The sequence below is a fragment of the Pontibacterium granulatum genome (assembly GCF_029961155.1).
In the GTDB taxonomy this organism is placed as follows: Bacteria; Pseudomonadota; Gammaproteobacteria; order Pseudomonadales; family Balneatricaceae; genus Pontibacterium; species Pontibacterium granulatum.
The window spans coordinates 234,114-259,027 of sequence record NZ_JASBRH010000003.1 but is presented as its reverse complement, the minus strand read 5'-3'; the positions used below and the strand labels follow the sequence as shown (position 1 = coordinate 259,027).

The 24,914-nt window shown below is 53.2% G+C and carries 24 protein-coding genes; 14 read left to right on the top strand and 10 right to left on the bottom strand.

The window, feature by feature from the left end; translation table 11 throughout:
* Positions 1 to 98 precede the first annotated feature (98 nt).
* From secA to QKW35_RS04470, 3 genes are all read left to right on the top strand, one after another.
* Entirely contained in the window at positions 99 to 2,849 is a 2,751-nt protein-coding gene (secA, locus tag QKW35_RS04480; protein ID WP_282351034.1) for a preprotein translocase subunit SecA, read from the top strand.
* Positions 2,850 to 2,961: 112 nt separating this feature from the next.
* Positions 2,962 to 4,179 carry a bifunctional glutamate N-acetyltransferase/amino-acid acetyltransferase ArgJ gene (gene argJ / locus QKW35_RS04475; RefSeq protein WP_282351033.1) on the top strand — a complete coding sequence of 406 codons (1,218 nt, stop codon included), beginning with the start codon at positions 2,962 to 2,964 and terminating at the stop codon, positions 4,177 to 4,179.
* A gap of 1 nt (position 4,180) precedes the next feature.
* Positions 4,181 to 5,119, top strand: coding sequence for a Nudix family hydrolase (locus tag QKW35_RS04470; RefSeq protein WP_282351031.1), 939 nt, complete (start codon positions 4,181 to 4,183; stop codon positions 5,117 to 5,119).
* Here QKW35_RS04470 and yacG read toward each other — a convergent pair.
* From yacG to pilB, 5 genes are all read right to left on the bottom strand, one after another.
* Positions 5,100 to 5,321, bottom strand: a complete 222-nt coding sequence (gene yacG, locus QKW35_RS04465) for a DNA gyrase inhibitor YacG (RefSeq protein ID WP_282351030.1) — start codon at positions 5,319 to 5,321, stop codon at positions 5,100 to 5,102. The genes QKW35_RS04470 and yacG overlap by 20 nt on opposite strands.
* Positions 5,322 to 5,326: 5 nt before the next feature.
* The gene (coaE, locus tag QKW35_RS04460) at positions 5,327 to 5,932 is read right to left on the bottom strand and encodes a dephospho-CoA kinase (protein ID WP_282351029.1); all 606 of its coding nucleotides are present in this window, start codon (positions 5,930 to 5,932) and stop codon (positions 5,327 to 5,329) included.
* 4 nt (positions 5,933 to 5,936) lie between these two features.
* Positions 5,937 to 6,800 (bottom strand): prepilin peptidase, encoded by an 864-nt coding sequence (locus QKW35_RS04455; protein WP_345774478.1) that lies wholly within the window; start codon positions 6,798 to 6,800, stop codon positions 5,937 to 5,939.
* Between the two features lie 31 nt (positions 6,801 to 6,831).
* The gene (locus QKW35_RS04450; protein WP_282351028.1) at positions 6,832 to 8,055 is read right to left on the bottom strand and encodes a type II secretion system F family protein; all 1,224 of its coding nucleotides are present in this window, start codon (positions 8,053 to 8,055) and stop codon (positions 6,832 to 6,834) included.
* Positions 8,056 to 8,148: 93 nt separating this feature from the next.
* Entirely contained in the window at positions 8,149 to 9,861 is a 1,713-nt protein-coding gene (gene pilB, locus QKW35_RS04445; RefSeq protein ID WP_282351027.1) for a type IV-A pilus assembly ATPase PilB, read from the bottom strand.
* A gap of 174 nt (positions 9,862 to 10,035) precedes the next feature.
* Between pilB and QKW35_RS04440 the strand changes: the two genes are divergently transcribed.
* Positions 10,036 to 10,494 carry a pilin gene (locus QKW35_RS04440; RefSeq protein WP_282351026.1) on the top strand — a complete coding sequence of 153 codons (459 nt, stop codon included), beginning with the start codon at positions 10,036 to 10,038 and terminating at the stop codon, positions 10,492 to 10,494.
* 142 nt (positions 10,495 to 10,636) lie between these two features.
* The gene (locus tag QKW35_RS04435; protein ID WP_282351025.1) at positions 10,637 to 10,984 is read left to right on the top strand and encodes a hypothetical protein; all 348 of its coding nucleotides are present in this window, start codon (positions 10,637 to 10,639) and stop codon (positions 10,982 to 10,984) included.
* A gap of 229 nt (positions 10,985 to 11,213) precedes the next feature.
* Here the strand turns inward: QKW35_RS04435 and nadC are convergent, their stop codons facing one another.
* Positions 11,214 to 12,053, bottom strand: coding sequence for a carboxylating nicotinate-nucleotide diphosphorylase (gene nadC / locus QKW35_RS04430; RefSeq protein ID WP_282351024.1), 840 nt, complete (start codon positions 12,051 to 12,053; stop codon positions 11,214 to 11,216).
* 75 nt (positions 12,054 to 12,128) lie between these two features.
* Between nadC and ampD the strand changes: the two genes are divergently transcribed.
* Both ampD and QKW35_RS04420 read left to right on the top strand, forming a co-directional pair.
* Complete coding sequence (gene ampD, locus QKW35_RS04425) at positions 12,129 to 12,692, top strand: 1,6-anhydro-N-acetylmuramyl-L-alanine amidase AmpD (protein ID WP_282351023.1); 564 nt, start codon at positions 12,129 to 12,131, stop codon at positions 12,690 to 12,692.
* A 98-nt stretch (positions 12,693 to 12,790) separates the two neighbouring features.
* The gene (locus QKW35_RS04420) at positions 12,791 to 13,825 is read left to right on the top strand and encodes an ABC transporter ATP-binding protein (protein ID WP_282351022.1); all 1,035 of its coding nucleotides are present in this window, start codon (positions 12,791 to 12,793) and stop codon (positions 13,823 to 13,825) included.
* 132 nt (positions 13,826 to 13,957) lie between these two features.
* On the opposite strand, the gene QKW35_RS04415 is transcribed toward QKW35_RS04420, so the two are convergent.
* From QKW35_RS04415 to QKW35_RS04400, 4 genes are all read right to left on the bottom strand, one after another.
* Positions 13,958 to 15,637: an ABC transporter permease gene (locus tag QKW35_RS04415; protein ID WP_282351021.1), complete on the bottom strand. Its 1,680-nt coding sequence runs from the start codon at positions 15,635 to 15,637 to the stop codon at positions 13,958 to 13,960.
* A gap of 106 nt (positions 15,638 to 15,743) precedes the next feature.
* Positions 15,744 to 16,766, bottom strand: coding sequence for a Fe(3+) ABC transporter substrate-binding protein (locus QKW35_RS04410; protein WP_282351020.1), 1,023 nt, complete (start codon positions 16,764 to 16,766; stop codon positions 15,744 to 15,746).
* Between the two features lie 212 nt (positions 16,767 to 16,978).
* Positions 16,979 to 17,692 (bottom strand): 16S rRNA (uracil(1498)-N(3))-methyltransferase, encoded by a 714-nt coding sequence (locus QKW35_RS04405; RefSeq protein ID WP_282351019.1) that lies wholly within the window; start codon positions 17,690 to 17,692, stop codon positions 16,979 to 16,981.
* Between the two features lie 81 nt (positions 17,693 to 17,773).
* Positions 17,774 to 19,489, bottom strand: coding sequence for a sigma-54-dependent Fis family transcriptional regulator (locus QKW35_RS04400; RefSeq protein ID WP_282351018.1), 1,716 nt, complete (start codon positions 19,487 to 19,489; stop codon positions 17,774 to 17,776).
* 424 nt (positions 19,490 to 19,913) lie between these two features.
* Here QKW35_RS04400 and QKW35_RS04395 point away from each other — a divergent pair, with 424 nt between their 5' ends.
* The 7 genes from QKW35_RS04395 (at position 19,914) to QKW35_RS04365 (ending at position 24,912) form a co-directional block, all read left to right on the top strand.
* Complete coding sequence (locus QKW35_RS04395) at positions 19,914 to 20,228, top strand: phenol hydroxylase subunit (RefSeq protein ID WP_282351017.1); 315 nt, start codon at positions 19,914 to 19,916, stop codon at positions 20,226 to 20,228.
* Between the two features lie 30 nt (positions 20,229 to 20,258).
* A complete protein-coding gene (locus tag QKW35_RS04390; RefSeq protein ID WP_282351016.1) occupies positions 20,259 to 21,245 on the top strand; it encodes an aromatic/alkene monooxygenase hydroxylase subunit beta in 987 nt (328 codons plus the stop codon).
* 11 nt (positions 21,246 to 21,256) lie between these two features.
* A complete protein-coding gene (locus QKW35_RS04385) occupies positions 21,257 to 21,526 on the top strand; it encodes an MmoB/DmpM family protein (protein ID WP_282351015.1) in 270 nt (89 codons plus the stop codon).
* A gap of 17 nt (positions 21,527 to 21,543) precedes the next feature.
* Positions 21,544 to 23,046 (top strand): aromatic/alkene/methane monooxygenase hydroxylase/oxygenase subunit alpha, encoded by a 1,503-nt coding sequence (locus QKW35_RS04380; RefSeq protein ID WP_282351014.1) that lies wholly within the window; start codon positions 21,544 to 21,546, stop codon positions 23,044 to 23,046.
* A 71-nt stretch (positions 23,047 to 23,117) separates the two neighbouring features.
* Positions 23,118 to 23,480, top strand: a complete 363-nt coding sequence (locus tag QKW35_RS04375; RefSeq protein WP_282351013.1) for a phenol hydroxylase subunit P4 — start codon at positions 23,118 to 23,120, stop codon at positions 23,478 to 23,480.
* Positions 23,481 to 23,499: 19 nt separating this feature from the next.
* On the top strand, positions 23,500 to 24,561 hold the full coding sequence (locus tag QKW35_RS04370) for an NADH:ubiquinone reductase (Na(+)-transporting) subunit F (protein WP_282351012.1): 1,062 nt from the start codon (positions 23,500 to 23,502) through the stop codon (positions 24,559 to 24,561).
* Between the two features lie 15 nt (positions 24,562 to 24,576).
* Entirely contained in the window at positions 24,577 to 24,912 is a 336-nt protein-coding gene (locus QKW35_RS04365) for a 2Fe-2S iron-sulfur cluster binding domain-containing protein (protein ID WP_282351011.1), read from the top strand.
* The last annotated feature ends 2 nt before the right edge of the window (positions 24,913 to 24,914 follow it).

Genomic DNA, 24,914 nt, shown 5'->3' with positions numbered 1-24,914 from the left:
ATTCTAATCCGCGCCCCAATAGAGTTAGAATGTTGCGTTAAATTTGCCGGACGCTATTTACCGGAAACCTTTGATTAGACAGGTTGAAAACTCAAAACATGCTGACCTCACTGTTCAAGAAAGTATTTGGAAGTAAGAACGATCGTGAACTCAAGCGCATGGGTCGTGTTGTTAAACAGATCAACGCACTTGAAGCGGATCTGGAACAACTCTCGGACGACGCGCTGAAAGCTAAGACCGATGAGTTCCGTCAGCGGTTGGCAGAGGGTGAAACAGTGGATCAGCTGTTGCCGGAAGCGTTTGCGGTTGTGCGTGAAGCGTCCCGCCGTGTGATGGGGATGCGTCACTTCGACGTGCAGATGATCGGTGGTATGACCCTGCACGACGGCAAGGTCGCAGAGATGCGTACCGGTGAAGGTAAAACCCTGGTGGCAACCCTGCCGGTTTACCTGAATGCGCTGCCGGGTGAAGGCGTGCACGTTGTAACTGTCAACGATTATCTGGCAAGCCGTGACGCCGAGTGGATGCGTCCACTGTATGAATCCCTGGGGCTGTCTGTGGGGGTGATCCTGTCTGGTCAGGATCAGGAAGCCAAGCGTGCGGCATACGCTTGTGACATTACCTACGGTACCAACAACGAATTTGGTTTCGACTATCTGCGCGACAACATGGCGTTCAGCGCGGCAGACAAGGTACAGCGTGCATTCAACTTCGCGGTTGTGGATGAGGTGGACTCCATCCTGATTGATGAAGCGCGTACGCCGCTGATTATCTCCGGCCCGGCCGAAGACAGCTCAGCCATGTATATGCGTATCAACACGCTGATCCCTAAGCTGACCCGTTTTGACGGTGAGATCGATCCAAAAGATGAAACGCAGGTGATCGACGAGCACTTTGTAGTTGATGAGAAAAACCGCACCGTGGAGCTGACCGAAGCCGGTCACAGCTTTATTGAAGAGCAACTGACCGAGATGGGGTTGCTGGGCGAGGGTGAGAGCCTGTATGCGCCAACCAATCTGCAGCTGTTGCACCACGTACTTGCAGGTCTGCGTGCGCATAACCTCTTTATGCGTGATAAGGATTACATCGTTCAGGACAACCAAGTGGTTATCGTGGACGAGCACACCGGCCGTATCATGCCGGGCCGTCGTTGGTCTGAAGGTCTGCACCAGGCGGTGGAAGCGAAAGAAGGCGTTGCGGTTCAGCAGGAAAGCCAGACCCTGGCGTCCACTACCTTCCAGAACTACTTCCGTCTGTACGATAAGCTGTCCGGTATGACCGGTACCGCGGATACTGAAGCGTTCGAGCTGCGTCAGATCTACGGTCTTGACGTGGTTGTAATCCCGACCAACAAGCCAGTCGCACGTAAAGATATGAACGACCTGGTGTTCCTCACCATGGAAGAGAAGTACGAAGCGATCATCAAAGAGATCCGTGGCACCCAGGAACAGAAGCGTCCGGTACTGGTGGGTACCGCCTCTGTAGAATCTTCCGAGCTGATTTCTGCCCTGCTGAAGAAAGAGGGGATCGAGCACAACGTACTGAACGCGAAGAACCATGGTCGCGAAGCACAGATCATTGCTGAAGCAGGGCGTGCCGGTGCGGTGACGATCGCAACCAACATGGCCGGTCGTGGTACCGACATTGTGTTGGGCGGTAAGCTGGAATCTGATCTGGCTGAACTGGAAAACCCAACTGAAGCGCAGCTCGAACAGGTTAAGGCTGAGTGGCAGAAGCGTCACGATGAAGTGCTTGAAAATGGCGGCCTGCATATCGTAGGTACCGAGCGTCACGAATCCCGTCGTATCGACAACCAGCTGCGTGGTCGTGCGGGGCGTCAGGGTGATGCCGGTTCTTCCCGCTTCTTCCTCTCCCTGGAAGATGACCTGATGCGTATCTTCGCCTCTGACCGTGTACGTCAGATGATGCAGGCGCTGGGTATGGAGCGTGGTGAAGCGATCGAACACAAAATGGTAAGCAACGCCATCGAAAAAGCACAGCGCAAGGTAGAAGGTCGTAACTTCGATATCCGTAAAGCCCTGTTGGAATACGATGATGTGGCTAACGACCAGCGTACGGTGATCTACGGTCAGCGTAATGAACTGATGGCGGTGGATGATATCTCTGAAACCGTGAATGCGGTACGCGAAGAGGTTGTGGAAAACACCATCGACGGTTTTATTCCGCCTCAGAGCCTGGAAGAGCAGTGGGATGTTGCCGGCCTGGAGAAAGCGCTGGAGAGCGAATTTGCTGTGAAGCTGCCACTGCAGGAGTGGTTGGATTCAGACGATAACCTGCACGAAGAGACCCTGCGTCAGAAGATTCAGGAATCCGTGCTGGAAGCGTACCGCAGTAAAGAGGAGCTGGTGGGCGCAGATACCATGCGTATGTTCGAGAAGCAGGTGATGCTCCAGGTGCTGGATACCCTGTGGAAAGAACACCTGCAGACCATGGATCACCTGCGTCAGGGTATCCATCTGCGTGGCTACGCGCAGAAGAACCCGAAACAGGAGTACAAACGCGAAGCGTTCCAGTTGTTCCAGGAACTGCTGGAGAACATCAAGCAGGACGTTGTCCGTATCCTGAGCCATGTTCAGGTGCGTCAGCCGGAAGAAGTCGAGGCGATGGAGCAGCAGCGTCGTGAGCAGGCTGAGCGTCAGCAGATGAACTACCAGCACGAAGAAAGCTCCGCCATGGGGCAGTCTTCAGAAGAAGAGCAGCAGGGCGAGGAGCAGGTCGCAGGTGCTGAGCAGCCGTTCACCCGCGAAACTCCAAAGGTGGGGCGTAACGAACCTTGTCCGTGTGGGTCCGGTAAGAAATACAAGCAGTGCCACGGCAAGCTTGTATAACAGGTATTGATAATAAACGGGGAAGTGGCAGTTGGCGGCTCCCCCGGTAAGTAATAACAGAAACAAAGCAGCCTCGGCTGCTTTGTTTGTCTTTGCGAATGGAGATATTGAGATGGCAGTAGGTCCTGGCACTCTTCCTGAATTTCACCCGGTAGCGGGTTTTAAACTGGGTACAGCATCCGCGGGTATCAAAACACCGGGTCGAAAAGATCTGGTGCTGATGGAAATTCCTGTCGGAGCATCTGTAGCGGGTGTATTTACCAAGAACGCTTTCTGCGCGGCACCTGTGCAGATCTGTAAGCGCCACATGGAGTTGGCATCCGCACGTTACCTGGTCGTGAACACCGGCAATGCCAATGCCGGCACCGGCCAGGAAGGTTGGGATGACGCGGCGCTAACCTGCAAGAGCGTGGGCGACATGATGGGGGTGTCCGATGCAGAGGTGCTGCCATTCTCCACCGGTGTGATCGGTGAAAAGCTGCCGGTTGAAAAGATCGTTGCAGCCCTGCCAGCCGCGAAAGATGCGCTGAGCGAAAACGGCTGGGATGAGGCGGCCAGTGGTATCCTGACCACGGACACGCGTCCTAAAGGTGCGAGTGAGCAGTTCGAATATAATGGCAAGACCATTACCGTAACCGGTATCTCCAAAGGTTCCGGCATGATCAAGCCGAATATGGCAACGATGCTGGGTTATGTTGCCACTGACGCGGAGATCGATCAGGCGCTGCTGCAGGCACTGTTGACTGATTCCACCAACCAGTCGTTTAACCGTATTACGGTTGATAGCGACACCTCGACCAACGACTCCTGCATCCTGGTGGCAACCGGCGCTTCTGGAGTGAAGGTCGATTCCGAAGACCTCGATCTGTTGGATAAATTTACCGAAGTTCTGGATCGTGTCATGCGTGATCTGGCACACGCAATTGTGCGTGACGGTGAAGGGGCAACCAAGTTTGTGACCGTTAAAGTCGAAAGTGCTGCACAGCAGGATGAAGCGCTGGCAGTGGCATTTGATATCGCACACTCCCCACTGGTGAAAACTGCGCTGTTTGCCTCCGATCCAAACTGGGGCCGTATCCTGGCGGTTGTGGGTCGTGCGGGTGTGGAAAATCTGGATCTGGAAGCTCTGAAGATCTTCCTGGGAGATGTGTGTATTGTCGAAAACGGCGGTCGTGCAGCCAGCTACACTGAGGAAGCGGGTCAAGCGGTGATGGATCAGGAAGAGATCACAATCCGTGTTGTCTTGAACCGTGGAGACGTAGAAGAGACGGTATGGACCACCGATCTGTCTCAGGAATACGTTAGCATCAACGCGGATTACCGCTCCTGATATGCCTAAGCTGATCCATGTCGCAGCTGCGGTCATCCTGAACGCACAAGGGCAGATCCTGCTGGCGCGCCGTCCTGAAGATAAACACCAGGGCGGCCTCTGGGAATTTCCGGGGGGCAAGGTCGAGCCTGCTGAGCCCGTAGTCGAGGCGCTGGCCCGTGAGTTGGATGAGGAGTTGGGAATCCAGATCACCACGGCACGCCCGTTGATCCAGATTCCCCATCACTATCCGGACAAGTCTGTGCTGCTTGATGTCTACGAGGTAAGTGCCTTTGAAGGTGAAGCCTATGGGCGGGAAGGCCAGCCTATCGCCTGGGTAGATCGCTCAGGGTTGGCAAGCTATGAGTTCCCTGCAGCGAACAAGCCAATTGTGGCTGCCGCACTGCTGCCGTCTCGGCTGTTGATCACTGGTGGGTGCGATAACGCTAACCAGTATCTTGAGGCTGTAGAAGGTGGTTTGAATCGCGGTGCCGAGGGTGTGATGCTGCGGGCCAAACACCTGGCTGACGACAGTTTCGTAGATGTTGCCCGGTCAATGCTGGAATACTGCCGTACGCATAATGTCTTTCTCACACTAAACACCGGCGTTGAACTGGCAAATGATCTGGGTGCCGATGGTTTACATCTGAGCAGTGCACGCCTGATGGCGATGGAGTCACGGGATCAGTTTGTTGGCCGCTGGCTGAGTGCATCCTGTCATAACGTCGAGGAGTTGGCGAAAGCGCAGGCGCTGGGGGTGGACTTTGTGACACTGTCACCGGTTGCGGCAACTGCATCACATCCTGAGACCCCACCGATGGGCTGGGAGCGATTCACTGAGTTGGTTGCAGAAACAACCATACCGGTATATGCGTTGGGAGGAATGGGTGAAAACACCCTGCGCCAGGCGTGGGATGCTGGTGCACAGGGTGTGGCAGCGATCAGTGCATGGTGGGAGTAGCTTCCCGCGCGCCGGGTTCATCCCCGGTGCTGAAGTCGTTTTCGTCCTGATTGGTGTTAGTGGCAATCTGGTATTCTTCGTTTGCCCAGGCACCCAGATCAATCAGGCGGCAGCGTTCACTGCAGAAGGGGCGGAACGCATTGTTTTCGCTCCATTCTGCTTTCTCGCCACATTGTGGGCAGTCAATCATTCGTTTGCTCATTGGTTTTACTCTGCTTCTTCTTCGGCCAGCGCAACCAGCTTCTTGTGCAGGGCGGCGACATTCGCATCCAGTTGGCTTTGGTCGCCGCTGTTATCGAATACGGTATCAGCCCCTTTCAGGCGCTCTTCACGGGACATCTGTGCGGCGATGATGGCGCGTACCTGATCTTCGGATGTGTTATCCCGGGCCGCCGTACGCTCAATCTGGAGTGATTCCGGTGCATCCACAACCACCACATGGTTGACCAGCATATGCTGGTCGGTTTCCAGTAGCAGTGGTGACGCTAACACGGCGTAGAGGCTGTCGAGTTCTTCCAGTTTCTGCAGGATACGGTCACGAATAATCGGGTGCAGCAGTTGTTCCAGCCAGACGCGCTGCTTCTCGTCAGAAAAAACAATCTCCCTGAGTTTAGGGCGATTCAGGCATCCGTCTTCCAGCAGAACCTCTTCGCCAAAACGCTTACCAATCGCGTCGAGTGCGGGTTCCCCAGGCGCAACAACCTCGCGTGCAACGACGTCAGCATCGATAATGGGTACGCTTTTTTCTGCAAGGCGGTCGGAAACGGCGCTTTTACCGCAGCCGATACCACCGGTCAGGCCAACAACAAACATCGCTTTATACACTTATCAGTTGAAGATACTTGTGAACAATATCCTGCCCCCAGATCAACGTGATCCAGCCTGCCACTGCAAGATAAGGTCCGAACGGAATCGGGTTCTGGCGTTCATGGCGTTTCAGGATAATCATCATTATCCCAAAGATTGCCCCAACCAGTGAAGAGAAAAGAATAATCACGGGTAGTTGGTCAGCCCCCGCCCAGGCGCCCAGTGCCGCCAGTAGCTTGAAATCACCGTAACCCATGCCTTCCTTGCCGGTAAGCAGCTTAAACAGCCAGTAGATCGACCACAGGGACAGGTAACCCAGCATCGCGCCTGCCACGGCCATATGCAAGCTGGTAAACATACCAAAGCTGTTGACCAACAGGCCCAGCCAGAGCAGTGGTAGGGTCATGTTGTCGGGTAGGAGCTGCGTATCGTAATCGATCATGGTGAGGCAGATCAGCACCCAGGTAAAGAACATCACCGCCAGCCCAATCTCGTTCAGCCCATACACTGAAGCAACAAACGCACTGATCAGAGCGGTGAACAGCTCAACGATTGGATAACGCATGGAGATAGGCGCGGCGCAGCCGTTGCATTTGCCTTTCTGGAGTAGGTAACTAATCACAGGCAGGTTTTCATACCAACGGATCTTATGGCCGCAGTTAGGGCAGCTGGATGCTGGAATAGCCAGATTAAAACGGGTTTCTTCCGGCTCTTTGCCCTGCATCTCGTCGATCTGCGCCTGCCATTCCAGCTCCATCATCTTAGGTACGCGATAGATCACCACGTTAAGAAAGCTGCCGATCATAAGTGCAAAGATAAATGCCACGCCAACAGTCAAAGCAGGAGAGGCATTCAGAGTATCAAGTAGAATCAATGGTACTGTTCCTTACTTCTTAGGAAATTCCTTAGATAGCTGAACCCAGCTGGAAGATTGGCAGGTACATTGCAATAACGAGGCCGCCAACCAGTACACCAAGGATAACCATGATCATTGGTTCCAGCAGGCTGGAGAGGTTATCTACAGCGTTATCGACCTGTTCTTCGTAATAGTCGGCTACTTTACTCAGCATCAGATCCAGAGAGCCTGCTTCTTCACCGATGGAGATCATTTGGACCGCCATGTTGGGGAATACGCCAGTCATATTGATGGCGTTCTGAAGAGACTGACCTGTGGATACACCGTTTTTGATCTGGGTGATGGCGTTTCGGTACACCACGTTGCCGGCTGCACCTGCTGCGGATTCCAGTGCGTTGACCAGTGGTACACCTGCTGCAAAGGTAGTGGCCAGCGTACGGGCAAAACGTGCGATAGCAGCGTTATGGAGAATCTGGCCGATGACAGGAATCTTTAGCATGGCACGATCAACCGAGTCGGCAAATGACTGAGACTGGGTTTTGGCTTTTTTGAAAAGGTAGGCTGCAATGCCTACCCCGGCAAAGGTCACATGCCACCAGGCTTGGGCAGCTTCCGATAATCCGACAACAAAATTTGTAAAAGCAGGCAGATCTGCACCAAAGTCTTTAAAAATAGACTCAAACATCGGCACAACTTTAACCAACAGAATCGCAGATACAATAATCCCTACAACTATTACTGCAGTGGGATAGGTGAGTGCCTTTTTGATCTTGGCTTTCAGACTCTCGACTTTCTCTTTGTAGGTCGCCAGGCGATCCAGCATCTGTTCCAGTGCACCGGACTTTTCGCCGGCTGCGACCAGGTTGCAGAACAGGTCGTCAAAATATTGTGGGAATTTCGCCAGTGCTGCAGAGAAGTCGAGACCACCGTTAACATCGTTACGCAGGCTTTTGATCATCTCCTTGAACTTCTTCTTTTCGGAACCGTTGGAAACGATCTCAAGGCCTTGGAGAAGTGGTACCCCTGCTTTCATCATGGTGGCCATTTGGCGTGTGAAAAAGGCTATATCGAGTGGCTTGATCGGAGCATTGGCGTTATTGAAAAAGCTTAAGCTTGCTTCTTTGCGGATTTTTTGTGGGTTGATGCCCTGATTGCGAAGCAGTGCTTTTGCAGCGGAGGGGCTGTCGGCTTCAATCTTGCCCTGACTACGGTTGCCGTTTTTGTCTTTGCCTTCCCAGTGAAAGCTGATCACTTGCTGTTCTTTGGCGGCCATAACCCCTCGACCTTTATTAATGCGTTAACGGTTTGATGTTATAGCGCAAATCGATGAACTTTACAGGTAACTCGTCACAAAGTTAGAGATTTATCAGGTTTTGATCACGCGGTTCATCTCTTCCAGACTGGTGATGCCTTGCGCCACTTTGGCGAGACCAGACTGTCGTAAAGGCTTAAAACCATTTTTAGTGGCGGTTTCCAGAATATCCAGAGAGCTGCCATTTTCCATAATGATGGTAGCCAGCTCTTGTGTCATCTCCATCATCTCGTAGATACCGACACGGCCCTTGTAGCCTTTGCTGCATTTTGCACAACCGGATGGATTGGCTTCATAAAGATGAAGCTCTTTCAGTTGTTTCTTGCTGAAGCCCTCCTCTTTGAGAGAAGCTTCCGGAATAGTGACGGCTCGTTTACAGCTATTACATAACCGGCGCGCAAGACGTTGGGCGATAATCACGCTTACAGAGGTTGCGATGTTGAATGCCGGCACGCCCATGTTGCGTAGTCGCGTCAGGGTTTCTGCAGCGCTGTTGGTGTGCAGGGTAGAGAGCACCATATGGCCTGTCTGAGCGGCTTTTACCGCGATCTCGGCGGTTTCCAAATCTCGAATCTCACCCACCATTACAACATCAGGGTCCTGACGCAGGAAGGCGCGGAGAGCTTCTGCAAAGGTCAGTCCGACTTTCGGATTCACATGAACCTGGTTGATCCCTTCAAGGTTGATCTCCACCGGGTCTTCTGCTGTCGAGATGTTGCGCTCTTCGGTATTCAGGATATTCAGGCCAGTATAGAGACTTACTGTTTTACCACTACCGGTCGGGCCTGTTACCAGAATCATCCCCTGCGGTTTGTGCAGGGTTTTCATATAAAGATCGTGCTGTTCCTCGTCAAACCCCAACGCTTCGATACCCATCTTGGCGCTGCTCGGGTCGAGGATACGCAGTACGATCTTTTCACCCCAGAGGGTGGGGAGGGTGTTCACACGAAAATCGATGGCGCGGTTCTTGGAAATTTTCATCTTGATACGTCCATCCAGTGGTACACGACGCTCAGAGATATCCATTTGAGACATCACCTTCAGGCGCGCAGCAAGGCGTGACGCGAGATTAGATGGTGGATGTGAAACTTCCTGTAAAATACCGTCAATACGGCAGCGAATACGGTAGGCCTTTTCGTAAGGCTCAAAGTGGATATCCGATGCACCGCCTTTGATGGCATCCAATAGAATTTTATTAACGAATCGGACAATCGGCGCATCGCTGGTGGCATCGTTATCCAGCTCCTCTTCGGCGTCAGGACCACTTTCGTCGATCTCCAGATTATCGAGATCGGTATCATCAAGATCGTCCAGCGCTGAGGTCTGTTTATCAAGGAAGTTATCTACGGCGCGACGCAGTTTATCCTCTTCCACCACAACCGCTTCGGTAGCAAGTCCGCATTGGAACTTGAATTCATCCAGAGCCTGAATATTGGTTGGATCAGAGATGGCCACAAACAGGCGGTTTTCCCTCTTCTGCAGCGGCAAGGCATGATGCTTAGTAATCAGTTTATCTTCGATAACGCCTTGCGGGAGGGTGTCGAGGTCGAGGGCATCCAGATCCAGCAGCGGCATACCGAATTCATCAGCCGCCACCGCTGCCGCACGAGCGGCACTGACCAGACGCTTTTCTATAATGTGCGCGATAAAGGTTTGTTTGTTATCGCGGGCTTCCTGCGCCGCCTCCATGGCAACTTCTGCGGAAAAGATACCTTCGTTAACCAGTCGCTTTGCCAGACCGCTTAACGGTTGAAATGCTTGGGCCACAGTCTCGTCCTGCACCTGTAAATTATGACGTAGATCAAGGGCTAACATAGCATTTAAGCGCACGTTTGAAAATCTGCGTTTTTTCGCAAATCTTCACTGGCATGTCATCTTAATTGCGCTATTATCGTTCTACGGCTTTGAACAAATGGAACTCTCTTTCGCTGGAGAAAAATTATGAAAAAAACAGAAATGATCAAAACTAAACAGCAGGGTTTTACCCTTATCGAGTTGATGATTGTTGTCGCAATTATCGGTATTTTGGCTGCAATTGCGCTGCCTGCGTATCAGACCTATACAAAGAAAGCTAAGTTTTCTGAAGTTGTATTGGCAACTAGCTCCGTAAAATCTGCTATCGAAGTTTGTTACCAGAGCACTGCAGATCTGGCGCTGTGCGATACCTATGGTGAGATCGGTATGACTGCTGCTCAAGTTCAAAACGGTACTCAGGTGAAATCTGTTGCAATTGATACAACTACTGCAGGTATGATTACTGCTACTGGCGTAATTGCATTGTCTACAACAGGGACCACTGATGGGACCGACAACCCTACCTATATTTTGACTCCTACCGCGGCCAATGGAACGTTGACTTGGGCGAAAAGCGGTAATTGCAGTACACAGGGTGTCTGCTGATATTTTACTTATTTCGTTCCCGCGCTCTGCGCGGGAACGTTTCCTTTTCGGAAAGATACTCCACCTAAGCACAACTAGCATCCTCCTCCCAATCCGCTATCATGGTTGCCCAATCCGATTCTGAAAGGATCTAGCGGGCATTATGAAACGCAATATTATTATCCTCCTGATCGCTGCATCCGTAGCGGTGACTGTCTATATCAACTCAACCAAAACGGTGCTTGAGCCAGAGGTTAAAAGCCAGATCGAAAACGCGTTGCTGGAGCTGCCTGGATTCCCGGCCCGTCCAGTGTGGTGGGAAGATGATGGCCTGTTGGCGATTGGTGTGGTGAAAAAGCAGGACAACCACGATGCGGACGCAAAAAAAGCATGCCGTGTTGCAGCGAAGTTTGGTGTGACTGACCTGAAAGTAGAGGCGTACGATATTCTGCAGATTCAGCAGAGTGATGAGTGGACGCTGATCGGAAAGGCCAACTGTAAACAGTTGTAAGCAGGTGGGTCACCACATACAGTTCTTTCTTATGTAGGGCACCCCTTCAGGGTGCCGGCAGCGTGAACGCTGCCCTACAGGGACAGAACGCATGCAGCAGATCACTACAACGTGGTGACTCATAACGTCGAATATTTTTTGTAGGGCACCCTTCGACGTCATCGCAGGTGATCAGGGTGCCGGCAGCATTAATGCTGCCCTACATACATATGCGTATTGTAAGGCAGGATCAGATAAACCGCATGGAAAGGTCGACAGCCTGACAGTGCTTGGTCAGGGCACCGATGGAGATATAGTCCACGCCGGTTTCTGCAATCGGGCGCAGGGTTGCATCGGTGATGTTGCCGGAGGCTTCCAGCTTAGCTTTACCCGCTACCATCTCAACCGCTTCGCGCATCTCTTCCAGTGTGAAGTTATCCAGCATGATGATGTCTGCACCTGCAATCAGCGCGGCCTGCAGCTCTTCAAAGGTTTCCACTTCAATCTCGACTGGCTTACCCGGCTCGTTGGTCTGGGCTGTCTGAATGGCTGCTTCGATACCGCCACAACCCATAATGTGGTTTTCCTTGATCAGGAACGCATCGTACAAACCGATACGGTGGTTAAAGCAGCCGCCGCAAGTTACCGCGTATTTCTGAGCAGTACGCAGGCATGGGATGGTTTTACGGGTATCCAGCAGCTTAACGCCGGTACCTGCTACCTTTTGAGAGTAGTTGTAGCTGGTGGTTGCTGTGCCGGACAGGGTTTGCAGGAAGTTCAACGCGGTACGCTCAGCGGTGAGCATGTTGCGGGCAGAACCGGTTACGGTAAACAGTACCTGATCACGTTCAACCAGATCGCCGTCTTTAACCTGCCAGTCCAGTTTTAGCTCTGGATCGACCTGACGAAAAACTTCGTTCACCCAGTCGGTGCCGCATACAACTGCGGTCTGGCGGCTGATAATACGGGCGGTCGCTTCGTTTTCAGCAGGAATCAGTTGGGCGGTAATATCCCCAGCGCCAATGTCTTCGTTCAGGGCATTGGTGACGGTGATCTGAATATCTTTCTGGAGTTCTTCGCGCGATAGCATAGCGTGCCGGTGATCAGATTGATTAGTGATAAGATGGGCACCAATTCTAACGAAAACATATGTAGGCGAATAGGGATGAAACAGAAGTTTTCCATCGATTCGGGCGTTGTATATGGGGCGCTGCAGGTGCCTTCTCCCAACTTTAATGACCGCCCTGAAAGCGAAACTGTTTCCCTGTTGGTGCTACATAACATCAGTTTACCACCAGGGCAGTTCGGCGGCGGTTATGTAGAGCGTTTCTTCCAGAATCAGTTGCCGGTTGATGAGCACCCCTATTTTGCCGAGATACAGGATCTTCAGGTCTCTGCTCATCTGTTGATTGCGCGCGACGGTGCGGTTACCCAGTTTGTGAACCTCAACGCACGTGCCTGGCATGCGGGCTTATCTCAGTTTGATGGGCGCGAGCAATGCAACGATTTCTCAATTGGTATTGAGCTTGAAGGTACGGATGATCAGCCGTTCACCGATACCCAGTATGCTGTGCTGGCGGAACTGACTCAGGCGATTCAGTTGGCCTATCCTGCAGTAATGAGTGATCGAATCGCTGGCCATTCCGATATTGCACCGGGGCGTAAAACCGATCCGGGTCCTTGCTTTGACTGGCAGCGCTTTCGCAATGAGATCGGGCAGGAACAGTGATCTGTAGCAAACATCGCTATGTGATCGATAATAGTTTTCATTTATAATTCTTGTCCCTCGAATTTGTGTCGTTTTATGTTGAAGGCCGGTTAACACCCATGAGTTCTCTGCTGGATGTACGCTCACTGAGTTGTGGATATCAGAATCAGGTGATTGTCAGCTCCCTGGATTTTTCAGTGGGAGAGGGTGAAATCGCGTGCCTTCTGGGACCGAGTGGTTGTGGTAAAACCACGGTGCTGCGTGCCGTTGCGGGATTTAGTCCCGTATTCGGTGGCGAAATTAGTCTGGAAGGAAAAACGATCTCCTCGGCGGAATTTACGCTGGTTCCTGAAAAGCGTGGCATGGGTATGGTGTTTCAGGATTACGCACTGTTCCCGCACCTGACCGTAGGTGAGAATATCCGTTTCGGTTTGGGCAAAAGCGCAGGTAAAAACCAGAAACAACGGATTGTTGAGATGCTGGATCTGGTGCGTTTGCCGGATCTCTCCAAGCGTTATCCCCACGAACTGTCCGGCGGGCAGCAGCAGCGTGTGGCGCTGGCGCGTGCTTTGGCACCGCAGCCGAAACTGCTGCTGATGGATGAACCGTTCTCTAACCTCGATACCGACCTTCGCCAGCAGCTGTCGTTGGAAGTGAAAGATATTCTTAAGCAGCAGGGCATCGCGGCGATTGTGGTAACCCACGATCAGCAGGAAGCTTTTGCGATTGGCGATAAGGTGGGCATCCTTGCAGACGGTGAACTGCAGCAGTGGGGATCACCGCAGGAGCTGTATCATCACCCGGTAAACGCGATGGTTGCAGGTTTCGTGGGTAAGGGTGAGCTCTTTAGCGGCCGCTGCCTGAACGAGTTTTGTGTTGAGACCGAACTGGGCACGCTGGAGTTTGCCGAGCCGTGTTGCGCCGCGGCGGGTGACGAGATCAGTTTGTTTATCCGTCCAAATGACCTGAAGCCTGTTGTTGGCGGAAAAACTGCATCGGTAAGATCCTTTGAGTTCCTGGGCGATGCCACACGCTACCAGCTGCAATTGAACAACGGGCGTAAGATTGAAGCGATGGCGCGTGAGCCACTCAGGATCGACGCAGGTGATACCGTGGGTGTTGAGGTATCCGTGCACAAGCCGATTGTTTTTTAATCGGGTGTTAGATGCTTTGGTTGTAGGGTAGGCTTTCAGCCTACCGGTCGGCTGAAGCCGACCCTACAGGACGATAGATCAGCAAGGAATTCGTTGGGCACCGCGTAGCGGTGGCCAACCTACAAAAGCGCCTTAGCTCTCTTCCCGTGTAGACGTAATGGTACGGGTAAGCAGAATTACCGGAATAATCCCCACCGCAACGATCAGCAGCGCTGCCAGAGAGCACTCCTCCAGCATCTCATCTGATGCGAACTGATACACAAACGTTGCCAGCGTATCGTAGTTAAACGGGCGCAGAATCAGCGTTGCAGGCAACTCCTTCATACAGTCTACAAACACTACCAAGCCAGCCGAAACGATACCGCCTTTGATCAGCGGAAGGTGCACACGCATCAGCGTTTGCAGCGGATTAAGGCCCAGTGAACGGGAGGCCATATCCATGGTTGGGGTGATCTTGTTCAGACTCGATTCCACCGCACCGGTCGATACGGCCAGGAAGCGTACGGAGTAGGCGAAGATAATCGCGAAGGTGGTGCCACTCAGCAGCAGACCTGTGGATATGTCAAAGGTGCTGCGCATAAAGTCGTCGACCACGTTATCAAACGCGGCCAATGGGATGATCACACCGATGGCCAGGACGGCACCCGGCATGGCGTAACCCAGGCTGGCGAAGTTTGCTGCGGCAGTCAGGCTCTTATAGCGATAAAGACGTTTGCTGTACGCCAGCAGCAGGGCGATAAGGATGGTGATCAGTGCAGCCGTGGCCGAGAGGAAGAAGCTATTGCCTGCATAGGTGAGGAAGTCTTCCTGCTCAAGCTGATCAAGATGCTGGATTGCATAACCGCCCAAGATAAATACCGGGATCAGGAAGCCCAGCAGGATGGGTAGGGCACACACAGTCCAGGCGAAAGCCGCTTTCCAGCCGGTGAGTTTATAGGTGTCGATCGCTTTGAAACGGTCGCTGCTGTTGAACTGTTTCTGGCGTGCGCGTGCCAGACGCTCCAGCAAAATCAGTGTCACCACGAAGAACATCATCAGGCTGGCGATCTGTGCGGAACCGCCCAGGTTGCCCATGTTCAGCCAGGTATCGTAGATGCCCGCGCTCATGCTTTTAACAGCGAAAAAATCGACGGTACCAAAGTCGTTAATGGTTTCCATTGATACCAACGCCAAGCCTACCGCCACCGCAGGGCGGGCAATAGGCAGCGAGATGCGCAGGAAGCTTTGCAGCGGGCTGCAGCCCAGCAGGCGACTGGCATCACGTAGGCTGTTGGATTGCTCCAGGAAGGACGCACGTACCAACAGATACACGTATGGATACAGCACAAAGGCCAGCATCAGAATTGCGCCAGCCAGGCTGCGGATTTCGGGGAACCAGTAGTCCCTGGCGGTTTGCCAGCCAAAAAACTCACGCAACGCGGTTTGTACGGGACCGGCATATTCCAGCAGATCGGTATACACGTAGGCGATTACGTAGGCGGGCACGGCGAATGGCAGCATCAACGCCCATTCAAAATACTTCTTGCCGGGGAAACGGCACATGGTCACCAACCAGGCGGTGACGACACCGGTAGCGACGGCCAATGCGCCCACACCAATCATCAGCTCAAGGGTGGTGATGACATATACCGGCAGTACGGTCTCGGCCAGGTGAGACCAGATGTTTTCCTTAGGGAATAGGGCAAGATAGAACACGGAAAGGACGGGCAGGGCGACCAGCAGCGCAACCAACCAGGTAGAACCAAACCAGCGCCAGAGACCGGTTGGGTTACTGATGTTGGTGTTGATTTCGGCGTTGAGCCTTGCGTTCAAATCCTTAATCCTTAAAACGACAAAACGGTAGCCGCGCAGACTACCGTTAGTGAGATACAAAGTCGAGTGGTTCAGGCAGCGCTAACTGCCTGAATATCCTAAGAGATTAGTTATCGAAACCAACCTTGTCGACCATCTTCGCTGCAGTGGAGCGCAGTTCTGCTACGCGCTGCAGGTTGATGCCATCTTCTTTGAACTCACCCATGTATTTATTGATCAGTTCGGAGCGTGGTGTACCCTCGCGAACCGGGAATTCGAAGTTCACTTCAGCGTACATCTGCTGTGCTTTTTCAGAGCTCAGGAACTCGATCAGTTTAATTGCAGCGTCTTTGTGCGGAGCGTACTTGGTTACGCCGGCACCGGAGATGTTCATGTGTGCGCCGCGGTTATCCTGGTTCGGGAAGATCAGGTTAACGGACTGTGCCCACTCAATCTGTTCCGGCTTCTTGTCGTTGGTGATCATCTTACCGAAGTAGTAAGAGTTACCCAGTGCCAGATCACATTCACCCTGTTTGACAGCTTTAACCTGTGCGCGGTCGTTACCCTGTGGGCGGCGCGCCAGATTGTCTTTAACCGCTGCCAGCCATTGCTGAGCTTCCGCTTCGCCGTGTTCTGCCACCATGGAACCGATCAGGGAGAGGTTGTAGGTATGTTTACCGCTGCGGGTGCAGATACGGCCTTTCCATTTTGGATCTGCCAGATCTTCGTAGCTGGTGATCTCGCCCTCTTTTACACGGTCTTTGGATGCATAGATGATACGGGAGCGGGATGTCAGGCCGTACCACTGGCCATCGGTCGAACGGTATTTGGCCGGAATATTGTCATTCAGCAGGTCGCTCTCGATCGGCTGCAGCAGCCCTTTTTCGACAGCGTCGTACAACGGGCCAATATCGGAGGTCAGCAGTACGTCAGCCGGGGAGTTTTTGCCTTCGTGTTCGATACGTTCCAGCAGGCCCTTCTTGGAGAAGACAACGTTTGCCTTGATGCCGGTTTCTTCGGTGAATGCTTCCAGCAAGGGTTTGATCAGGAAGGCCTGACGGAAGGAGTAGATATTTACTTCGTCGGCTGCCTGCGCCACAGGTGCTGCGAAAAGAGCGGACAATGCTACAGCGGAGAGGATCTTTTTCATCGACGTATCTGAACCTGGATAAATATATTTGCTAATGCGAATTATTCTTGTTTTCCAGGGTCGGAATGTCAAGTGTTAACGCAAATTATTATCAATATTGCTAACAGCAAGATGATCCAGGTCAACGAGTCTGAAATCCTTTTCCCCTATAGAGATCGGTCAAGGATTCCCGAGCGGGGCGTTTGTGGGTGTTGGCAGCATTGAAATTAATATCAGAGCGGGAATAACCGGGCCAGCAGTACCGGCACTGCGTTCTCAACCCGAAGGATACGCTCGCCAATATGGATAGCAGTAAAGCCGCACTCATTCAGTTTTTCGACTTCGTAGGCAATAAAGCCCCCTTCAGGGCCGATGGCGAGCGTGGTTGGCACTGATGACTCCGCCGGGCAAGGGGCTGCGTGATACGGGTGGGCAACCAGTGCGCGGGTGTCTTGGGAGATCGCCGGGAGTTCATCTTCAACAAACGGCTTGAAACGTTTGCGCAGGTGCACCTCAGGCATCACGGTATCACCGGCCTGTTCAAGGCCAAGCAGCAGCTGTTCGCGGATCTTCTCCGGTTGCAGCAGGGGGGTTGACCAGTAGCTCTTATCCACACGGTAAGAGTTGATCAGGTAGATCTCTTTGGCACCCATCGCTGAGATCGTTTGCAGGGTGCGTTTCATCATCTTCGGGCGGGGCAGTGCCAGGATTAACTTTAGGGGGAGAGGTGCGGGCGCATTTCGATCCAGTGTGACGCGCAACCGGATCTCGCCCTCGGTCAGGCTGATGACTTCACCGCTGCCGCGCTCACCATCGAGCAAACCCACCTTGAGCACTTCACCCGGCTCCGGTTGATGGACACCGCGGATATGGTGAAATCGACGGTCGCTGATGGCAACGGTCTGTTCGTCGATAAAATCGCTGGTGTAGAGCAGGATCAGGTTCATCGGTGGGTACTGTCGGTTGGCGATAAAGGGCGCATTGTATAGCAGTGCGCCCGGCTCACCAAACAGCGTATGGGAGGATTGTTATGCCTCGTCGGTATCGAGTTTCTTCAGTCGGTACGCCAGTGCAGGGCGGGTAAGACCCAGCAGACGTGCGGCTTTAGAAACGTTGCCTCCGGTCTGGTTCATGGCGCGTTTGATCAGATCGTGTTCCAGATTCTCGATGCTGAACTCTTCGCCCAATAGGTTATCCATCCAGTTATCGTCGGTGAGATTGACGCCTGAATTCTCCTCCGGTTTGTCCAGATGCCCGCGTCCATTGATCACATTGAGTGGATGGGTGGGTTCTGCCAAAGACGGGAAGAAACTCTCCAGATCGATGCAATGGTTGTTGTCGGTGAGGATAACGCCACGCTCAATCATGTTTTCCAGCTCCCGGATATTGCCGGGCCACTTATACATCAGCAGCGCCTGCAGGGCCTTATCGGTGACACCCATGGTGCGTTTGTTATAGAGGGTGTGGTACTTCTCCAGGAAGTGTTCGATCAGCAGCGGAATATCTTCGGTGCGATCGCGTAGTGGCGGGATATGCACCGGGTAGACGTTAAGGCGGTAGAACAGATCCGCACGGAAGCGGCCCTCTTTTACAGCCTGTTCCAGATCCTCGTTGGTGGCGGCAACCACACGTACATCGATACGGCGCAGTCGATTGTCGCCGACACGTTCCAGTTCCCCTTCCTGCAGTACACGCAACAGGGTGGCTTGTGCACGTGGGGAGAGTTCAATCACTTCATCCAGGAAGATGGTGCCTTTATGAGCGCGCTCGAATTTACCTTCGCGGGATTGGGTGGCGCCGGTATAGGCCCCTTTCTCGACCCCAAACAGTTCTGCTTCGATCAGGTCAGGTGGGATGCAGGCACAGTTCACAGCAACAAACTGGCCGTCGCGGCGATCACTGCTCTGATGCAGGCCTTTAGCAACCACCTCTTTACCGACCCCGGTTTCACCCAGCAGCAGAACGGTGACTTTGCTCTTGGAGGCTTTGGTGATCAGTTGGCAGACATTCTTGAAGCCGCCGGAACGCCCAACGGAGTTGAAAAGCAGATCCTGCTCCTCTTCCGGAGTACGGAACTGTTCCTGCAAGGTGGATATCTGGTGTTGCAGGGCAAACAATTCTTCGATGATCGGGTCGGGTAGCAGCGCGCGTTCCAGCTCTTCCTGGTCTTCCCACTCTTCGGCAGGCTTGCCTACGATATGACAATGGTCCGCGCCACAGCCGCTGCACTGGGTTTCCTTGAAGATGATTTTGCGGCCCATGTAATAGGTAGCAAACCCGCTGGCGTAACCGATCAGGGTCCAGCAAATGGGGTCATCTGCGCGACCATATTCGGCAAGATGGACTTCGGACTCGTACGAGTCATACCAATCAAATTCGCCATGAAAGCTGCCGGACTCTATATCGAAGCGCAGTTCTTTGGGAACAACTCTCACCATCCCCTTGATGTTGTGCAGCTGAGGTCCGGCAAGAAAGGCCTCCTGCGAGGTGAAATCCGGACGGATCTTGTGTGCCATTTCGGCATCTTTCAGGCCGGAGTAATAGCCGAAGCGCATCAGAAACCCGCGGGTGCGTTCTACACCTAAGGTTTCGATCAATTCCTTTCGCAGTGACCCCATCACTGCCGAGTGAATCAGCAGCATGCGCTGCTCGTTAAACCAGATTTTGCCGTCCTCACTGGCAAACTGAATCTGCGAAATCAGGTCCTTTGATTCCGGTAGTTTTGGTTGAGCCGTGTTGCTCATGAGTTTTCGCCTTTATTGTTATTATCAAGCGGTTATTTGTAGTCAATGTCGCTTAAATGTTTGGTTGGTGCCTGTTTTTTAGTGCCTTTAGACACCTCCCCCACTCCCCCGCCAAAGCGGCCTAAAAAGATCAAATTCGAGGGTGATGAGTTGCTCAAGTGGAGATTGATCTCCTGATCAAATCATCAATTTTTTTTGATCCTTTTAATCATTTCATCATCTTTTCCCTCCCCTTCGTCAAGGCCTTTTTGGTGAAAAAGCATTCGATCTTTGTTTGGTTTTCTTATCGGTAAGTTTTTTTATTCCTTTAAAAACAAAGTGTTATCTGGATGCTTTTGCGCCTTTCCGGTTTCGTTATTTAAATCTGGCACAGGGGTTGCTCTAGACCCAGTGACCTGAATCAGAAAAACAAGCAGGGGGCGAAATGGCTGAGGTGATAAATCTGGATACCCGGTCGAGTGATCCGAGTAAGCCGAAATTTGAGCGCTTAACCAAGTACATCAGGGTCCGTAGTCCTCAGGATGCCCGATTCGTGGAGTTCGACTTCGCGATCGGTGATCCGAGTCTGTTCGTGGAATTGATCATGCCGCAGGGCGCATTCGAGCACTTTTGCAAGGTGAACGACGTGGTGCACATGACCAACGAACAGATGGCTGAGGTCGATGCCGAGATGGAGAAGTGGCGCTACGGCGAAGACACCCTGATGTCTCATAACCACGAACATTACGCATCTGAATAACAATAATCTGACCAAGCTGGAAACTGTCCGATGAGTATTGAAATCAAAACCGCGACGCTAGAGCCGGTACGTAACACCTTCGCTCATATCGAGCGTCGTTTTGGTGACAAGCCCGCAACGCGTTACCAGGAAGCAACCTACGACGTTCAGTCTGAAAAATACTTCCACTACCGCCCGCTATGGCAGCCAGAGATGGAGCTGAACGACCCGCGCCGCACTGCGTTGGTTATGGAAGACTGGTATGCCTTTAAGGATCCGCGCCAGTTCTATTACGGCGCCTATGTGCAGCAGCGCGCGAAGATGCAGGAAGTGGCTGAAAGCAACTACGCCTTCTTTGAAAAGCGCGACCTGAAACGTCTGCTGAGCGACGACCTGCAGAAACAGGTGATCCGTTACCTGATTCCTCTGCGCCATTTCGAACACACCGCCAACCTGAACAACATGTACAGCTCCTCCCAGGGGTATGGCACGGCTATTACCCAGGCGTTCCTGTACGACGGCATGGACCGTCTGGGTATTGCTCAGTACCTGTCCCGCATCGGCCTGATCCTTGATGGCAACACCGGTGATGCACTGGGTGAAGCCAAGGCCTACTGGATGAGCGAAGAGATCTGGCAGGGCGTGCGCGCTCTGTGTGAAGAAACCACCGTGACTAAAGACTGGTTTGAGCTGTTTATCGCGCAGGACGTGGTGATGGACGCGCTGATGTATGACCTGGTCTACAACCAATACGACGCCTGGCTGGCAGACAACGGTGGCCAGGACATCGGCATGCTGACCGAGTTTATGCAGCTGTGGAACAAGGACAACACCCGCTGGGCGGATGCTGTACTGAAAACCGCGGCGGCTGAATCCGCAGACAACAAGGCGCTGTTGGAAGGTTGGGTAACCAGCTGGAAAGCGAAAGCTGTGGCAGCACTGAAACCCCTGGCAGAAGAGATGCTGGATGCTGAAGCGATGGACAAAGCCGTTGCAGCACTGGACAAGCGTCTGACCAAAGCTGGCCTGTTCAAGTAAGGAGATACGCAATGTCTAAGGTTTACATCGCTCTGCAGGATAACGACGAATCCCGCTACATCGTTGAAGCAATCGAAGAAGACAACCCGGATGTGACCGTTATCCACATGCCGGCAATGATCCGCATTGAAAACGAAGGTCGTCTGACCGTTAACCGCGAAACCGTCGAAGAGAAGATGGGCCGTGATTGGGATGTGCAGGAACTGCACGTCAACCTGATCACGCTGGGTGGCAACGTTGATGAAGACGACGACTCCCTGTCTCTGCACTGGAACGAATAAAAATAAGGTAACGAATCATGGCAGCTAAGAAACTCAATATTAAAGACAAATACCGTCTTTTGACCCGCGATCTGGACTGGGAATATTCCTACGCCGATCGTAAAGAAGCGTTCCCTTACGAAGATTTCGAAGGCATCAAAATTACCGATTGGTCCAAGTGGGAAGACCCGTTCCGTCTGACCATGGATGCTTACTGGAAGTACCAGGCAGAGAAAGAGAAAAAGCTCTACGCGATCTTCGATGCCTTTGCGCAGAACAACGCGCACCTGAACGTCTCTGATCCGCGTTACATCAACGCCATCAAAATCTTCCTGACTGGCGTATCTCCGCTGGAGTATCAGGCGTACCAGGGCTTTGCCCACACCGGCCGTCAGTTCGGTGGCGTGGGTGCCCGTGTGGCGTGCCAGATGCAGTCGCTGGATGAGCTGCGTCACGTGCAGACTCAGATCCATGCGATGAGCCACTTCAACAAGTTCTTCGACGGCTTCCAGGAATACAGCCACATGCACGACCGTGTGTGGTACCTGTCCGTACCGAAGTCCTTCTTCAACGACGCACGTACCGCCGGTCCGTTCGAGTTCATGATCGCGATCGGTTTCTCCTTCGAATACGTGCTCACCAACCTGCTGTTCGTTCCGTTTATGTCCGGTGCGGCACACAACGGTGACATGGCGACTGTAACCTTCGGTTTCTCTGCGCAGTCTGACGAAGCCCGTCATATGACGCTGGGTCTGGAAGTGATCAAGTTCCTGCTGGAGCAGCACGAAGACAACGTCGAGATCGTGCAGAAGTGGATCGACAAGTGGTTTTGGCGTGGTTCCCGTCTGCTGACCATCGTGGCGATGATGATGGACTACATGCTGCCAAACAAAGTGATGTCCTGGAAGGAAGCGTGGGAGGTGTACTTCGAGGAAGCGGGTGGTGCCCTGTTTAAAGACCTGGCCCGTTACGGCATCCGCATGCCGAAGTACTCCGACATCATCGAGAAAGAGAAAGAGCATATCTCTCACCAGGCATGGTGGACCTTCTACACCCACGGCCACGCGGCAGGTTTCCACACCTGGATTCCAACCGATGAAGAGCTGGACTGGCTGTCCGAGAAATACCCGGAAACCTTCGACAAGTACTACCGCCCACGTTGGGAGCTGGCGAAGGAAATGGAAGCCAAGGGGGAGCGTTTCTATACCAAAGGCCTGCCACAGCTGTGCACCACCTGTCAGATTCCGATGCTGTTCACCGAGATGGACGATCCGACCCAGACCTCATACCGCGACACCGTCTACAACGGCGATCGTTACCACTTCTGCTCCGACGGCTGTAAGGACATCTTCGAGGATGAACCTGAGAAGTTTGTTCAGTCCTGGTTGCCGGTGCACCAGATCTTCCAGGGTAACTGCGGTGGTCCGGACGTGGGCGACATCCTGAGCGACTTCTATCACATGAATGTTGGCGTGGACAACATGGATATGAAGGGCTCCCCGGACGAGCTGCGCTGGAAACAGTGGAAAGGCGTGGCATAAGCCAGAACAAGAACAACAACCGGCGGGCGCGGTGGGTTTGTCCCGCGTCCTGACCGAAGTGAGGAACGACCATGGCTGTTAAAGCAATTACGCCTGACTACAAAGGCGAAGTACTCGACAAAGTAGAGAATTTTGGTGGCAACCAGGTGGTGTACGTGGGGTGGGATCACCACCTGATGTTCTGTGCGCCGTTTGCATACCCACTGCCGCCGGAGATGACATTCGAAGCACTGCGTACGCAGGTGATGCCTGAGACCTTCAGTTTGCATCCGGAATTTGAACAGATCGATTGGGATAACGTGAGCTGGATGCTGGATGGGAATCCATTCACGCCACAGGCGGATGTGGCGCTGAAAGATCAGGGCATTGGCCACAAATCCGTATTGCGTTTCAGCACCCCCGACCTGAATGGTTATCAGGGTGCGGGCGTCTGATAGCGGGAGGTAACCAGTTATGACTTACGAAGTAACCGTAGAACCGACCGGTGAAGTGATTGAGGTCGATGAGGGCCAGACCATTCTGGACGCAGCACTGCGCCAGGGCGTATGGCTGCCATTCGCCTGTGGTCACGGCACCTGTGGTACCTGTAAATGCACCGTGACCGACGGTGATGTGGATGTGGGGGATGCCTCCCCATTCGCGCTGATGGAGTCTGAACGGGACGACGGTGTAGTACTGGCATGTTGTGCCATGCCGGAATCCGACGTGACCATCGAAGCGGATATCGATGTGGACCCTGACTTCGCCGGTCACCCGGTGCGTGATTTTGTCGGTACCGTGACCGAGATCCGTGACCTGTCGCCAACCATCAAGGGATTCTTCTTCGAGCTGGATGGCGAGATGGAGTTCCAGGCCGGTCAGTACATCAATCTGCATATCCCTGGTGTTGAGGGCACCCGTGCTTTTTCCATCGCCAACAAACCGTCCGACAGCAAAACGCTGGAACTGCATGTGCGTCTGGTGCCGGGCGGCGCCGGTACCACCTATCTGCATGAACAGCTGCAGGTGGGCGACACCCTGGATGTGTCCGGTCCCTACGGTCAGTTCTTTACTCGTAAGTCTGACGATCAGGATGCGATCTTTATTGCTGGTGGATCCGGTCTTTCCAGTCCGCAGTCGATGATTCTGGAATTGCTGGAAGAGGGCGATACGCGTCAGATCTACCTGTTCCAGGGGGCGCGCAACGTGGCCGAGCTTTATAACCGCGAAATCTTTGAACAGCTGGCGGCGGAGCATGACAACTTCCACTACATCCCGGCGCTGAACGAACCGACCGAGGATGATCACTGGGAAGGCTTTACCGGCTTTGTGCACGAAGCGGTGAAAGACCACTTCGATAACAGGTTCAGTGGCCACAAAGCCTACCTGTGTGGACCGCCTCCGATGATTGACGCAGCGATCACCACCCTGATGCAGGGGCGCCTGTTCGAGCGGGATATCCACATGGAACGTTTTGTCACCGCCGCAGATGGGGCGGAAGACCAGACCCGGTCTGCGTTGTTTAAGCGCATCTGATAGTGGGTGTGGCGGATGAACACTCAGACGACGGCAGTGGATATTCGGGTTCATCGCGTTCAGGTGGTGAACCGCAACGAGGAATACCAGTGCCGAGAAGATAAGACCTTGCTGGTGGGCATGGAGCGCAGTGGTGCTCATGCCATCGATATCGGTTGTCGTGGTGGCGGTTGCGGCATTTGCAAGATTCGTGTCCTCAAGGGGGAGTACGAGCGTAAGCGGATGAGCCGTGCACATATCTCCGAAGCTGAGGAAAACAGTGGTTACGCCCTGGCGTGCCGCATCTTCCCCCGCAGCGAGATGGTGATTGAGTCTGACCACTACGACCCGGCGACTATACAAACAAAATAATA

Excerpts from the sequence above, each read along its gene's own strand:
- secA (WP_282351034.1), top strand. The coding sequence starts at position 99 with ATGCTGACCTCACTGTTCAAGAAAGTATTTGGAAGTAAGAACGATCGT.
- argJ (WP_282351033.1), top strand. The coding sequence starts at position 2,962 with ATGGCAGTAGGTCCTGGCACTCTTCCTGAATTTCACCCGGTAGCGGGT.
- QKW35_RS04470 (WP_282351031.1), top strand. The coding sequence starts at position 4,181 with ATGCCTAAGCTGATCCATGTCGCAGCTGCGGTCATCCTGAACGCACAA.
- yacG (WP_282351030.1), bottom strand. The coding sequence starts at position 5,321 with ATGAGCAAACGAATGATTGACTGCCCACAATGTGGCGAGAAAGCAGAA.
- coaE (WP_282351029.1), bottom strand. The coding sequence starts at position 5,932 with ATGTTTGTTGTTGGCCTGACCGGTGGTATCGGCTGCGGTAAAAGCGCC.
- QKW35_RS04450 (WP_282351028.1), bottom strand. The coding sequence starts at position 8,055 with ATGGCCGCCAAAGAACAGCAAGTGATCAGCTTTCACTGGGAAGGCAAA.
- QKW35_RS04440 (WP_282351026.1), top strand. The coding sequence starts at position 10,036 with ATGAAAAAAACAGAAATGATCAAAACTAAACAGCAGGGTTTTACCCTT.
- QKW35_RS04435 (WP_282351025.1), top strand. The coding sequence starts at position 10,637 with ATGAAACGCAATATTATTATCCTCCTGATCGCTGCATCCGTAGCGGTG.
- nadC (WP_282351024.1), bottom strand. The coding sequence starts at position 12,053 with ATGCTATCGCGCGAAGAACTCCAGAAAGATATTCAGATCACCGTCACC.
- ampD (WP_282351023.1), top strand. The coding sequence starts at position 12,129 with ATGAAACAGAAGTTTTCCATCGATTCGGGCGTTGTATATGGGGCGCTG.
- QKW35_RS04420 (WP_282351022.1), top strand. The coding sequence starts at position 12,791 with ATGAGTTCTCTGCTGGATGTACGCTCACTGAGTTGTGGATATCAGAAT.
- QKW35_RS04410 (WP_282351020.1), bottom strand. The coding sequence starts at position 16,766 with ATGAAAAAGATCCTCTCCGCTGTAGCATTGTCCGCTCTTTTCGCAGCA.
- QKW35_RS04405 (WP_282351019.1), bottom strand. The coding sequence starts at position 17,692 with ATGAACCTGATCCTGCTCTACACCAGCGATTTTATCGACGAACAGACC.
- QKW35_RS04400 (WP_282351018.1), bottom strand. The coding sequence starts at position 19,489 with ATGAGCAACACGGCTCAACCAAAACTACCGGAATCAAAGGACCTGATT.
- QKW35_RS04395 (WP_282351017.1), top strand. The coding sequence starts at position 19,914 with ATGGCTGAGGTGATAAATCTGGATACCCGGTCGAGTGATCCGAGTAAG.
- QKW35_RS04390 (WP_282351016.1), top strand. The coding sequence starts at position 20,259 with ATGAGTATTGAAATCAAAACCGCGACGCTAGAGCCGGTACGTAACACC.
- QKW35_RS04385 (WP_282351015.1), top strand. The coding sequence starts at position 21,257 with ATGTCTAAGGTTTACATCGCTCTGCAGGATAACGACGAATCCCGCTAC.
- QKW35_RS04380 (WP_282351014.1), top strand. The coding sequence starts at position 21,544 with ATGGCAGCTAAGAAACTCAATATTAAAGACAAATACCGTCTTTTGACC.
- QKW35_RS04375 (WP_282351013.1), top strand. The coding sequence starts at position 23,118 with ATGGCTGTTAAAGCAATTACGCCTGACTACAAAGGCGAAGTACTCGAC.
- QKW35_RS04370 (WP_282351012.1), top strand. The coding sequence starts at position 23,500 with ATGACTTACGAAGTAACCGTAGAACCGACCGGTGAAGTGATTGAGGTC.
- QKW35_RS04365 (WP_282351011.1), top strand. The coding sequence starts at position 24,577 with ATGAACACTCAGACGACGGCAGTGGATATTCGGGTTCATCGCGTTCAG.